Origin of the sequence: Mycobacterium sp. VKM Ac-1816D (genome assembly GCF_000416385.1) — a bacterium.
GTDB classification, from domain to species: domain Bacteria; phylum Actinomycetota; class Actinomycetes; order Mycobacteriales; family Mycobacteriaceae; genus Mycobacterium; species Mycobacterium neoaurum_A.
Window position 1 is genome coordinate 1 of sequence record NZ_AOHQ01000141.1, and the last position, 12,384, is coordinate 12,384.

The 12,384-nt window shown below is 65.9% G+C and carries 12 protein-coding genes; 7 read left to right on the top strand and 5 right to left on the bottom strand.

The window, feature by feature from the left end:
* The first annotated feature begins 481 nt into the window (after positions 1 to 481).
* Positions 482 to 1,081, top strand: a complete 600-nt coding sequence (lysE, locus tag G154_RS20405) for an L-lysine exporter (RefSeq protein ID WP_019511644.1) — start codon at positions 482 to 484, stop codon at positions 1,079 to 1,081.
* Between the two features lie 25 nt (positions 1,082 to 1,106).
* On the opposite strand, the gene G154_RS20410 is transcribed toward lysE, so the two are convergent.
* Positions 1,107 to 1,985, bottom strand: a complete 879-nt coding sequence (locus G154_RS20410; protein WP_019511645.1) for a formylglycine-generating enzyme family protein — start codon at positions 1,983 to 1,985, stop codon at positions 1,107 to 1,109.
* Between the two features lie 295 nt (positions 1,986 to 2,280).
* Here G154_RS20410 and glgX point away from each other — a divergent pair, with 295 nt between their 5' ends.
* The 3 genes from glgX to G154_RS20425 are packed head-to-tail and all read left to right on the top strand — an operon-like array spanning position 2,281 to position 6,423.
* Complete coding sequence (gene glgX, locus G154_RS20415) at positions 2,281 to 4,431, top strand: glycogen debranching protein GlgX (RefSeq protein ID WP_019511646.1); 2,151 nt, start codon at positions 2,281 to 2,283, stop codon at positions 4,429 to 4,431.
* A gap of 28 nt (positions 4,432 to 4,459) precedes the next feature.
* Positions 4,460 to 5,260, top strand: a complete 801-nt coding sequence (locus G154_RS20420; RefSeq protein WP_019511647.1) for an alpha/beta fold hydrolase — start codon at positions 4,460 to 4,462, stop codon at positions 5,258 to 5,260.
* Entirely contained in the window at positions 5,257 to 6,423 is a 1,167-nt protein-coding gene (locus G154_RS20425; RefSeq protein ID WP_019511648.1) for a SpoIIE family protein phosphatase, read from the top strand. Before G154_RS20420 ends, G154_RS20425 begins: the two co-directional genes overlap by 4 nt.
* A 6-nt stretch (positions 6,424 to 6,429) precedes the next feature.
* On the opposite strand, the gene G154_RS20430 is transcribed toward G154_RS20425, so the two are convergent.
* The 3 genes from G154_RS20430 to G154_RS20440 are packed head-to-tail and all read right to left on the bottom strand — an operon-like array spanning position 6,430 to position 8,941.
* Complete coding sequence (locus G154_RS20430; protein WP_019511649.1) at positions 6,430 to 7,281, bottom strand: metal ABC transporter permease; 852 nt, start codon at positions 7,279 to 7,281, stop codon at positions 6,430 to 6,432.
* Positions 7,278 to 8,015, bottom strand: coding sequence for a metal ABC transporter ATP-binding protein (locus G154_RS20435; protein WP_019511650.1), 738 nt, complete (start codon positions 8,013 to 8,015; stop codon positions 7,278 to 7,280). Before G154_RS20435 ends, G154_RS20430 begins: the two co-directional genes overlap by 4 nt.
* Complete coding sequence (locus G154_RS20440; RefSeq protein ID WP_019511651.1) at positions 8,015 to 8,941, bottom strand: metal ABC transporter substrate-binding protein; 927 nt, start codon at positions 8,939 to 8,941, stop codon at positions 8,015 to 8,017. Before G154_RS20440 ends, G154_RS20435 begins: the two co-directional genes overlap by 1 nt.
* Positions 8,942 to 9,062: 121 nt before the next feature.
* On the opposite strand from G154_RS20440, the gene G154_RS20445 reads away from it, so the two are divergent.
* Together G154_RS20445 and G154_RS20450 are read left to right on the top strand one after the other, a co-directional pair.
* Positions 9,063 to 9,305 carry a hypothetical protein gene (locus G154_RS20445; protein WP_019511652.1) on the top strand — a complete coding sequence of 81 codons (243 nt, stop codon included), beginning with the start codon at positions 9,063 to 9,065 and terminating at the stop codon, positions 9,303 to 9,305.
* An 8-nt stretch (positions 9,306 to 9,313) separates the two neighbouring features.
* Complete coding sequence (locus G154_RS20450) at positions 9,314 to 9,985, top strand: S9 family peptidase (protein ID WP_023985174.1); 672 nt, start codon at positions 9,314 to 9,316, stop codon at positions 9,983 to 9,985.
* 15 nt (positions 9,986 to 10,000) lie between these two features.
* Here G154_RS20450 and G154_RS20455 read toward each other — a convergent pair whose 3' ends face one another.
* Positions 10,001 to 11,437 (bottom strand): DHA2 family efflux MFS transporter permease subunit, encoded by a 1,437-nt coding sequence (locus G154_RS20455; protein ID WP_023985173.1) that lies wholly within the window; start codon positions 11,435 to 11,437, stop codon positions 10,001 to 10,003.
* Between the two features lie 212 nt (positions 11,438 to 11,649).
* Here G154_RS20455 and G154_RS20460 point away from each other — a divergent pair, with 212 nt between their 5' ends.
* Positions 11,650 to 12,285: a L,D-transpeptidase gene (locus G154_RS20460; protein ID WP_235215542.1), complete on the top strand. Its 636-nt coding sequence runs from the start codon at positions 11,650 to 11,652 to the stop codon at positions 12,283 to 12,285.
* The last annotated feature ends 99 nt before the right edge of the window (positions 12,286 to 12,384 follow it).

Here is a 12,384-nt window from a genome sequence, read left to right on the forward strand (position 1 = left end):
TGCAAATCAACCCTCAACAGCACAAAGACGCCCACTAAAACACTAGGAGCGCCACTTATGTTCGAGTCTACGCCCGATGCAGTTGCTGCGCAAGTGTTGCCCCTCAGGGCGTCGGTGTCGATTTGGGCGGTCTTGCTGGCGACACTTCGGCCGCTCGGGAGCGGTGTCGACGTCCTGCGCCGAGCACGGCATCTCGCGAAAGTCGTGCTACGAGTTGGGTAAACGCGCCCCTACGATGGGCCGACGGCGTCACCGCACGGAGAACCTGCCCGCCAACACATGGATGCGAATAGTGGGTGGGCGACATCGGGCAGACCGCAGAACTGTCACCGATGTCCTGAGACATCACGTTGCTCCCCGTGACAAAATCGACAGAGCCCTACGCGGCGGACGACAACACAACCGCCCACATAAGCAATTCTTAACTGAAGTAAGAATCGTTAGCTGTACTGGATCGCGGCAGCAGCTTAGCGTCGAGACCATGGCATCACCGCTGTTCATCGGCTTCCTGACCACGATGGCGCTCATCGCTGCCATCGGCGCGCAGAATGCGTTCGTACTGCGTCAGGGCATCCGCGGCGAGCACGTCGTGCCGGTCATCGCGCTGTGCACCGTCTCGGACCTGATCCTGATCGCCGCGGGCATCGCCGGTATCGGCGCGGTCATCACCGCCCACCCCACCGCCGTCACCGTCGTCAAACTCAGCGGAGCGGCCTTCCTCATCGGGTACGGCCTGCTGGCCGCACGCCGGGCGCTGCGGCCGGCCGGGCTAGCGCCGGCCGAGCAGGCCCCGACCCGGCTCGTCGAGGTGCTACTCACCGCCGCGGCCCTGACGTGGCTCAACCCGCATGTCTATCTCGACACCGTCGTGTTACTCGGATCGCTGGCCAATGAGCACCACGAGCAGCGCTGGCTTTTCGGCGCGGGTGCCGTCGCCGCGAGCGCGCTGTGGTTCACAAGTCTGGGTCTGGGCGCCCGCAAGCTGGCCGGACTCTTCGCCAATCCGGCGACATGGCGCGCACTCGATATCGTGATCGCGGTGGTCATGATCGGTCTCGGGACATGGATGGCACTGTCCTGAAACGCTTTTCGTCGCCGATGACCTATCAGGCGATACAGCGGAAACCGATGTGAGTGGTCGCGCTGTCCTGAGACTGAGCGGACCGCGCGGCCGGGCGGTAACGGTGGCAGTACTCCGGCGCGCACAGGTGCGAACCACCCTTGAGCGCGTGGCTGACAGTCGGGTCACCGGACGGTGGCGGCGGGCAGCAACCGTTGTCGACGCCACCGTCGATGCGGTGATGGCGGCCGAAACGCGTCGTGGTCCACTCCCAAACGTTGCCGATCATGTCGACGAGGCCGAAATCATTGGGCGGGAATGTGCCGACCGGAGAGGTTCCCGACCAGCCCAGCGCACCATCGTTGCGATAGGGGAATTGCCCTTGCCAGGTGTTGGCCATCAGTCGACCTTCGGGCCGTACCTGCTCACCCCACGCATAGGCGGTGGTGGAACCGGCCCGCGCCGCATACTCCCACTGGGCTTCGCTGGGTAGCCGTCGGCCCGCCCAGGTGGCGTAGGCGAAAGCGTCGGGGTAGGCGACCTGCACCACGGGGTGGTCTGGGCGGTCATCGTGGGAGGAGTCACCGCCGAACGGCCGCCGCCAGCACGCCCCGGGTTCCCAGACCCACCACTGCCGCCAATCCGCGAGGTTCACCGGTCCGGGCGTCGACCGAAAGACGAGGGCACCGGGCACCAGGTCGGCCGCCGGAACGCCCGGGAAGTCGGCCGGCTCCAATGCCCGTTCGGCAACCGTGAGATACCCGGTGTCGGAGACAAATTCGGCGAACTGCGCGTTGGTCACCGGATGGCGTTCGATCCGAAACGGCTCGACGGTCACGGTGTGGACCGGGGCCTCCTCGGGGTAGAAAGCGGTCGACCCCATTCTGTAGGTGCCACCCGGAAGGGAGACCAGTTCGGTCAGCATTGTGTCAGGGTAAACAGCGACGTGCCGTGGGCGCCATCAATCCTGTTTCTGCACAGCACCTTCGGTACCACGTGGCGCCGTCCGGAATAGAGGCAGGTGGCGAGACCGGTGCGGATGGTGCAGGGTTGTGTGACGACGCGGCGACGCTCGAATGGGCCGGCACCAGTCGTGATGGATCTCGCAGAATAGACACGGCCGTCAACGGGTACTCCCGTGCTCCGGAGCCACGTGCACGCTCGTCAGCGAAGCCGAACAGCGCGATGTGTCCGACAGAGTTCGACAGAGAAGGAACCCCATGCCGGAAACGCTCGATCCGACACCGTCCACACCGACACAGGAGGTGTGGCCTGGGAAGGCCTATCCGCTCGGAGCGTCATACGACGGCTCCGGGACCAACTTCGCCCTGTTCAGCGAGGTGGCCGAGAAGGTCGAGCTCTGCCTCTTCGACGCCGACGGGAACGAGACGCGCTACCGGCTGCCCGAGGTCGACGGGTTCATCTGGCACGGTTTTCTACCGACCATCGAGCCTGGTCAGCGCTACGGGTACCGAGTACACGGACCGCACGACCCGGCCACCGGACACCGCTGCAATCCGAACAAGCTGCTGCTCGACCCTTACGCCAAGGCCATCGATGGCACCTTCCAGTGGGACCAGTCGCTGTTCGGGTACAACTTCGGTGAGCCCGACAGCCGCAACGACGAGGACTCGGCCGCCAGCATGCCCAAGTCGGTGGTCATCAACCCGTACTTCGACTGGGGCGTGGACCGGCCACCGCAGCGTGAGTACGCCGACAGCTTCATCTACGAAGCCCACGTCAAAGGATTGACCCAGACCCATCCGGACATCCCCGACGCCATTCGCGGCACCTACGCCGCGATCGGGCATCCGGCGATCATCGCCCACCTGCAGTCACTCGGTGTGACCGCGATCGAGCTGATGCCGGTGCACCATTTCGCCAATGACTCCACGCTGATCGACAAGGGCCTGTCCAACTACTGGGGTTACAACACGATCGGCTTCTTCGCCCCTGACGCCAAATACTCCTCCAGCTCGACCCCCGGTGGTCAGGTGCAGGAGTTCAAGGCGATGGTGCGCACTCTGCACGAGGCCGGTATCGAGGTGATCCTCGACGTGGTCTACAACCACACCGCCGAGGGCAACCATCTGGGCCCGACCCTGTCCATGCGCGGTATCGACAACTGCGCCTACTACCGGCTCGTCGACGATGACAAGCGCTACTACATGGACTACACCGGCACCGGAAACAGCCTCAATGTCGGCCACCCGCACTCCCTGCAGTTGATCATGGACTCGCTGCGTTACTGGGTGACCGAGATGCACGTCGACGGGTTCCGGTTCGACCTGGCCTCGACGCTGGCCCGTGAGTTCTACGACGTGGACAAGCTGTCGACCTTCTTCGAGCTGGTCCAGCAGGATCCCACGGTCAGCCAGGTCAAACTGATCGCCGAGCCGTGGGATGTGGGCCCGGGCGGCTACCAGGTGGGCAACTTCCCCCCGCAATGGACAGAATGGAACGGTAAGTACCGCGACACGGTGCGCGACTTCTGGCGCGGTGAGGCGGGCAGTCTCGGCGAGTTCGCGTCCCGACTCACCGGCTCGGCGGATCTGTACGAGAACACCGCGCGCCGACCGGTCGCGTCGATCAACTTCGTGATCGCCCACGACGGATTCACGCTGCGCGACCTGGTGTCCTACAACGACAAGCACAACGAGGCCAACGGCGAGGACAACAACGACGGCGAGAGTCACAACAGGTCCTGGAACTGTGGAGTCGAAGGCCCCACCGATGACCCCGACATCCTGGCGCTGCGCGCACAGCAGGAACGCAACTTCCTGACCACCCTGCTGCTGTCGCAGGGGGTGCCGATGATCTGCCACGGCGACGAACTCGGCCGCACCCAGGGTGGCAACAACAACGGGTATTGCCAGGACAACGAGATCACGTGGGTGAACTGGGCCGATGCCGATCAGGGCCTCCTGGAATTCACCGCGAAACTGGCCCAGCTGCGCGCAGAACACCCGGTGTTCCGACGCCGGAGATTCTTCAATGGGCGTCCGGTGCGTCAGCGCGGATCCGAGTCGGTTCCGGACATCTCCTGGTTCCGTCCCGACGGGTCGGAGATGAGCGACGAGGACTGGGACACCGGATTCGGCAAGTCCGTCGCGATCTTCCTCAACGGGAACGGCATACCCGACCTGGACGTTCGTGGCCAGCGGGTGACCGACGATTCGTTCGTGGTGTGCTTCAACGGACATCACGAACCGATCGAGTTCACGCTTCCGCCGTCCGAGTTCGGGCAGGCCTGGGTGCCGGTGGTGGACACTGCGGCCATGCCGGACGTCGCCGAGGAGGCGGTATCCGCCGGTGCGGCGCGCAAGGTCGGCGCGCGGTCGGTGACGGTATTCCAACAGGTGACCGGCTGATTCCGGGCGCGCCCTATGCTGAGCGATCATGGGGGCGCGCGTGCGGAACAACATCACCGAGGTCGGCTGTGCCGATGCACCGGTACTGCTGCTCTCGCACGGGTTCGGGTGCGACCAGAACCTGTGGCGACCGGTCGTGGAGAGTTTGCGTTCGCGGTTTCGGATAGTGCTGTTCGATCACGTCGGTGCCGGAGCCTCGGACCCCGCGGCCTGGGATGCAGACCGGTACGCGCAGTTGTCCGGCTACGCCGATGATGTGCTCGACATCGTCGAGGATCTCGACCTGACCGGAGTGATCTTCGTCGGGCATTCGGTGGCCGCCATGATCGGGGCGCTGGCGATCATCGATCGGCCCGATCGGTTCGCCAAGCTCGTCATGGTGACACCGTCTCCGCGCTATATCGACGACGGCGACTATCGGGGCGGCTTCTCCCCCGATGACATCGACGAGCTGCTGGAATCGATGGACGCAAACTACCTGGGCTGGTCCCATTCGATGGCTCCCGTCATCATGGGCAATCCCGACCGCCCGGATCTGCACCACCAACTGGAGGCGGCCTTCTGCCGAACGGACCCGGACCGGGCCCGGGTGTTCGCGCGGGCGACCTTCCTCTCCGACAATCGCTCCGACCTGGCGAAGATCCCGGTGCCGACGCTGGTGATCGAGTGCTCGCAGGATGTCATCGCGCCGCGTGAGGTGGGAGAGTACGTGCACCGGCACGTGCCGGACAGCACGCTGGTCACCCTCGACGCGATCGGTCACTGTCCGCATGTCAGCGCTCCCGAGGCCACGGCGGCCGCCATAGCGGACTTCGCCATCCGGACATGACCGAGCCGGACCGCGCGGACTTCTGGGACGATTCGCCATCCGGGCATGTGTTGCTGACGTCGGAGGGCCGCATCATCGCGGCCAATGCCACCTTCGCCGCCTGGTTGGGTTATCCGCGGGAATCGCTCCGCGATCGGTTCTTTGCCGAACTGCTCACCGTCGGTGGCCGGATTCACTACGAAACGCACTTCGTTCCGATGCTGCGGATGACGGGAGCCCTGGACGGGGTGACCGTCGATCTGCGCGCAGCCGATGATTCCCGGCTGCCGATGTTCCTGACCGCGAACGTCAAACCCGCCTCCGGTGCAAATCCCGAGCTGTGGCGCGTCACCGCTGTCGACGCCAGCGACCGCCGCGCCTACGAGCGCGAGCTGCTGGAGCAGCGGCGCCGCGCCGAAGCGGAACGTGAACGGGCACGTTCGTTTGCCGACACCCTTCGCCGCTCGTTACGCCCACCGCTGTTGTCGCCACCTCCGGGGCTCGACGCCGCCGACCACTTCCATGCCGCGGCCGACGAAGACGTCGGTGGCGACTTCTACGATCTGTTTCCGCTGTCCACCGACACCTGGGGGTTCTTCCTCGGCGACGTGTCCGGCAAGGGCGTCGACGCCGCCGTCATCACCGGATTGACCCGGTATGTGCTGCGTTCGGCTGCGGTGTTCGACGCGGATCCCCTGCACGTTCTGCAGAACCTCAACAGCGTGCTCCGGCAGCGGCTCGAGGTGGCCGCTCACCGGATGTGCACGGTGGTCTACGGAAACCTGACTCGGCGTGGTTCCGGCTTTGATGTCGAGCTCGCCAGTGCCGGCCACCCGCCGCCGCTGCTACTCGGCGCGGACGGTCAGGCCTACTTCGTCGACACCGTCGGTGGCCAGGCTGTCGGATTGATCGAGAATCCGCATTTTCTCGGTGTGAGAATGCATCTCGGCCCGGGGGACACCCTGGTCCTCTACACCGACGGGCTGCCGGACGCACGCGTCGGCCCCGGGCCCGAACGCTTCGACGACGACGGTAAGGCCCTGCTCCGTTTCGCCGCCACGCACACACCCACCCGTCCCGCCGAGATCGTTGACGCCATCCGCGCGCTGCTGGCCGAACTGGGATCCGGGGTCGATGACGATGTCGCGGTGTTGGCGCTGGGCGTGCCCGGCCCGTCGGCGTGACCCGAATCAGCTTGCGGCGGTGCGTAACCGGGTCGCCAGCAGACCGTGCCGAGGTCCGAACAGGTAGGCCGTGGCAAAAGCGACGCCGTTGACGAGCACCACCATGGGCCCGGAGGCAGTGTCGAGGTAATAGCTGGCGTACAGCCCGACCAGCGCACTGCCGGAGGCGACGGCCGGCGCGATCACCAACATCCGACCGAAACGATCGGTCAACAGGTATGCGGTCGCACCAGGAGTGATGAGCAGGGCCACCACCAACACGACACCGACCGCCTGCAATGCGACGACCGACGTCAGCGCCAGCAACCCCAACAGCGCCGCGCTCAGCAGCCTCGGGCTGATCCCGACCGCGTGGGCGTGGCTCGGGTCGAAGGCGTAGAGCGTGAAGTCGCGGCGCTTGATGACCAGCACTGCGAGCACGATCGCGCCCAGCACCGCGACCTGCAGGAGATCGGAACGGGAAACCCCCAGCAGGTTGCCGAAGATGATGTGGTTCAAGTCGATCTGGCTCGGGGTGATCGAGATGAGGACCAATCCCAACGCGAACAGCGTCGTGAACACCACCCCGATGGCGGCATCTTCCTTGGTGCGGCTGGTATCTCGGACCACGCCGATGAGTGCCACCGCGGCAAACCCGAAGACTATGGCGCCCAGGGCGAATGGGGCTCCGACGATGTAGGCCAGTACCACCCCGGGCAATACCGCGTGCGAGACGGCGTCACCCATCAGCGACCAGCCGATCAACACCAGCCAGCACGAGAGAGTGGCGCAGACGACCGCGGCGATCAGCGTCGTCGCGATGGCACGCACCATGAATTCCAACTGCAGCGGCTCGGCGAGAAAGTCCAGGATGCTCATCGCTCATCCTCATCGTTCGCGCCGAGCCCGAAGGCGCGCGCCAGATTCTGTGGCTGCAGCACCACATCGGGACGATCATGCAGGAGCACGGTATTCATCAGCAGTACGGCCTCGTCGGCGAGATCGGGCAGTGCCCGCAGATCGTGTGTGGACACCACGATGGTCACACCGGTGTCGGCCAGGCCGCGCAGCAGGGAGCTGATGGTCGCTTCGCTGCGGGTATCCACGCCCGCGAAAGGTTCGTCGAGCAAGAGCAATTCGGCCTCCTGCGCGATACACCGCGCCAGAAAGGCCCGTTTGCGTTGGCCGCCGGACAGCTGACCGATCTGGCGATGGCGATACTCGCCGAGTTCGACGCGTTCCAATGCCTGTTCGACCGCCCGTTTGTCCGCGGCGCGCGCTCGCCGTGTCGGCCCCATCCGCCCGTACCGACCGGTCATGACGACATCGTGAACCGCCAGTGGGAAGGCCCAGTCGATGGCCTCGCTCTGCGGCATGTACCCGACCGTGCCCGTCTTACGGGCTCGCGCCGGATCCCGCCCGAAGATCCGCACCGCGCCGCTGTCCGGACGCGCCAGGCCCATGATCGCCTTGAACAGCGTGGACTTACCCGATCCGTTCATCCCGACCAGGCCGCACACGCGCCCCGGTTCGATGGTCACCGTGGCATCCCTGAGGGCCAGGACGGTGCCATAACGCACCGTGATCGAATCCACCTCCAGTGCAGCGGCCATCACGAGACCCGTTTGGCGGTCAGCGCATTCGCGATGGTGTCGGCGTCATGCCGGATCAGATCGAGATAGGTGGGGACCGGTCCGTCGACCGCCGAGAGCGAGTCGACGTAGAGCACGCCGCCGAAGGTCGTACCGGTGGCCTCGACGACCCGCTGCATGGCAGCGTCGGACACCGTCGACTCGCAGAACACGGCGGGCACGTTGTTGGTCCTGACGAAGTCGATGGCCGAGGCGATCTGTTGCGGAGTGGCCTGTTGTTCGGCGTTGACGGCCCAGATGTACTTCTCCGTCAGGCCGGCATCGCGGGCCAGATAGGAGAAGGCACCCTCGCAGGTCACCAGCGCGCGCTCCCCGGCAGGAAGTGACTCGAGTTCGGTGACCAGTTCGTCGTGCACCTGCTGGAGTTGCCCGCGGTAAGCGGCGGCGTTGGCCCGGTAGTCCTCGGCGTGCGCGGGATCGAGTGCGGCGAAGGCTTCCGCCATGTTGTCGGCATATGTCTGGACGTTCAGCGGCGACATCCACGCATGCGGATTCGGCATTCCGGCGTATGCATCATCGGCAATGTCGACCGGCGCGACCCCGTCGCTGACCACCACATGCGGGACGTCGAGACCGTCGACGAACTTTGCGAACCACGCCTCCAGATTCAGGCCGTTGTCCAGGATCAGATCGGCCCTCGCCGCCTTCTTGATGTCACCGGGCGTCGGTTCATAGCCGTGGATCTCCGCGCCGGGTTTGGTGATCGACTCGACCGTGAGGTGCTCGCCGGCCACGTTGGCAGCGATATCGGCGAGCACCGTGAAGGTGGTGAGCACGGTCGGCCGATCCCCTGACCGTGAGTCCGTGCCGACCTCGCAGCCCGCCGCCACGAGCACCACGATCGCGGCAGCCACGCAGCGGGTGACCCACGACCCAACCAGCACCATTTCGCTCACTCCACTCAAAAATTTCGGTTGGCCGAAACCTTAATGTGGAGGTGTCGCATCGGCAAGGCGCCGGCTGAGCTGCGCGCGTTTGGCGACGAGCATTTCCGGCTACCGCTGCACAATGACCAACACACCCACCGACGGCATCATCGACGACGCGGCACCCGGCGACATCGTTTCCCTGCATGATCGGGCCGGCGAGTACAAGGTGGTCCACAAGGAAGATCATGAAGACGGCTACCTGGTGACGTTCGAGGCCGACGACGGTGAGACCTTCCAGCTCGAATTGGCCGCCGGTACCCCTGCTCGTCGGGCGCTGGAATCCAAGTGGGAATCCACCCAGAGCCCGACCGCGCACTCGTGAGCCGGCCGATGCGCACCGTGGAATATGCCCCGGGCAGATCGGCTGACATGTACGGGCCGGCGGGCCGGCCCACCGCGTTGTTCTGGCATGGCACCCAGACCGATTCCCGGGCGGCCGTACGACCACTGGCCGAAGTTCTCGCCGAGCGCGGTCTGACCGTCATCGCCGCCGACTGGGATTCCCACGCACCCGATGCGGGACGGTCCGATCTCCTGGCATCGGCTCGGTTCGCTGCGCAACAGGCAGCAGGAAGCGCCCTGACCGTGATCGGCTGGTCGCTGGGCGGTGTCGCCGCCGCCGGCCTCACGTTGCGGGCCGCAGAGCTCGATATCGCTGTGGCGCACACCGTATGCCTCGGTGGCGCATTCTGGGCCGATGACCCGATCTCGGGCGGCGTGGTGCAGTCCGGCGCTCCGGCGGGCGCGACACCGACGCCGTTCACCCTGCTGACCGGAGATGCCGATGCCGTGGTGCCGGCGTCGGCCTCCATCGAATTCGCTGCGGAACTGCGGGTCATCGGCTGGCCCGCCGAGGTGATCGAGGTTTCCGCCGATCACGGGTCGATCGCCGGCGCGCGCTACCTTGCCGACGACGACCGATACGAGGCCGATGACGACCCCCGGACCCGTGGCGTCGTCGCAGCGGTCGCCGAGGTCATCATGGCCCGGCTGGCGGCGTAGGCGGCCGCCGGTACGTCAGTGCACCGGTGTACCGCCGGCCGGGCTCGGCTGCGCAGCGGTGAAGAAGGCTCCCACCACCGCGACCGCACCGATGATGGCCGCCGCCACGAACGCCGCATGTACCCCCGGCATGTCCGGGGCGCCACCCGCGGTGGACGCCTTGGCCATGACCGTCACGAACAGGGCGGTACCGGCAGCGCCCGCGACCTGCTGCAGGGTGGTCATGATGGCGCTGCCATGCGAGTAGAGCCGGTCCGGCAGCACGCCGAGCGCATCCGTCATCAACGGTGTGAACATCATGGCGAGGCCGACCATCATGACCGTCTGCAGCACAACGAGTGCCCAGATCGGAGTGGCGGCCGACATCAAGGCGAAGCCACACAGTGCCAGGAACAACATGATCGAGCCCGGCACCACCAGCCTGCGCGCCCCATGGCGGTCGTACACCCGCCCGACCAGCGGACCCGCCATCCCCATCAACAAACCGCCGGGCAGGCTGGTCAGCCCGGCGATCAGGGCACTGCGTCCCAACACATCCTGGACGTACAGCGGGATCATGATGATGGCGCCGAACAGGCCCATGAAACCGATGACCACCAGGCCCACCGATACCGCGAACCGCCGGTACGTGAAAGGTGTCAGGTCCAGGAATGCGCGCTGCACGCGTTGCAACTGCACCTGACGCGCGCCGAAGGCGAGCATGGCTACTGTTCCCACCACCAACGGAATCCACGCAGGCACGCCCTGCCCGCCGTGGCCGCCGAGTTCGGAGAGTCCGAACACCAAGCCGGCGAACGCGATAGCCGACAGCGGTACCGATATGGCGTCGATCGGGGTGTGCTGTTCTCGGTCATCGGCGACGCGTAACCAGGTCAGACCCGCCGCGAACGCCAGCAGGGCGATGGGGAGCACGATCCAGAACGTCCACCGCCAGTTCAGCGATCCGAGGATGATGCCGGACAGTGTCGGCCCGACCGCCGGGGCGACCGCGATCACGATCGAGATGGTGCCCATCGTCTGCCCACGGCGTTCGGCAGGGATCAGTTTCATGACCGTCGTCATCAACAGCGGCACCATCACGGCGGTGCCGCAGGCCTGGACGATACGACCGGCGAGCAGGGCCGGAAAGCCCGGCGCCAGGGCCGCGATCAACGTGCCCCCACTGAACAGTGACATCGCGGAGGTGAAGATCGTGCGCACCGAGAAGCGTTGCAGCAGCGACCCGGACATGGGGATGACCACCGCCATGGTCAGCAGGAAGCCGCTGGTCAGCCATTGCGCGGTGCGTGCCGCAATGTCGAGGTCGACGATCAGCACCGGCAACGCGACGCTCATGATCGTCTCGTTGAGGATCATGACGAACGCGGAGAACACCAGCAACGCGATGATCACCGCCGCGCTCGGTGGGGCTTTCGGCAGCGCTTCGGTACGCACGATCGGCCCGGTACTCAATTCAAACTCCCTGGATTTCCGCACGCGCGATGTGGTGCGGCCTTCCAGGGTAGGCGCGCAGGCATCGGTCGGGAAATCGATTATTCGGTCCCCGCGGTGGCCAATCGATCTCGCTGAGTCGGCATGGGTGTCAAGCTATCCGGCCGGACACGCACAATGGAGTCGAAGCATCCATGAGAGGACATCACGGTATGGGCAAGGGACTCCGCCGAATGGCATCCTGCAGCGCGGTCATGCTGCTCGGGATGATGGCCACCCCGCCCGCGTCGGCACAACCGACCCAATCGCAGCTGATCACGGTGCAGGCACCCAGTGCCGACTCCCCGGTCGGGACGCTCACCGCCTACGAGATGGTCGGCCACGACTGGCAGCAGGTGATCGGACCGATTCCGGCCGATCTCGGCGAACTGGGCGTCGGCGAGCCGCAGGACGATGTGTTCCGCACCCCGCTGGGTACCTTCCCGCTCGGGATGGCGTTCGGGCGCCAACCCGATCCGGGGACCGCGTTGCCCTACACCCGGGTCGATGACCAGGACTGGTGGGACGAGGACGTCGACTCCCCCACCTACAACACCCTCGTGCGCTCATCGGCCATGCCGTCCGAAGATGCGGAGAACCTGGGCTCCTCGGGCGCGATGTACGACTACGCCGTGCTGATCGACCACAATCCCGCCCGCATTCCCGGCCGCTCGGCCGGCATTTTCCTGCACGTGACCGACGGTGAACCCACCTGGGGCTGTATCGCCGTCGCCCGTGACGATATGCGGGCGCTGCTGCAGTGGCTCGACCCGGCAGCGTCACCGCGCATCACCATCGGCATCGGCGACCAATCGCTACCCGGCCGATGACGACCGTTGCGCCGTCAGCGCAGGGAGGCGTTTACGCGCCACCCGGCTCCGGGTAACCCGCGTTCAGCCGGAGGAGGTCGACAGATATGCGACAGGGAA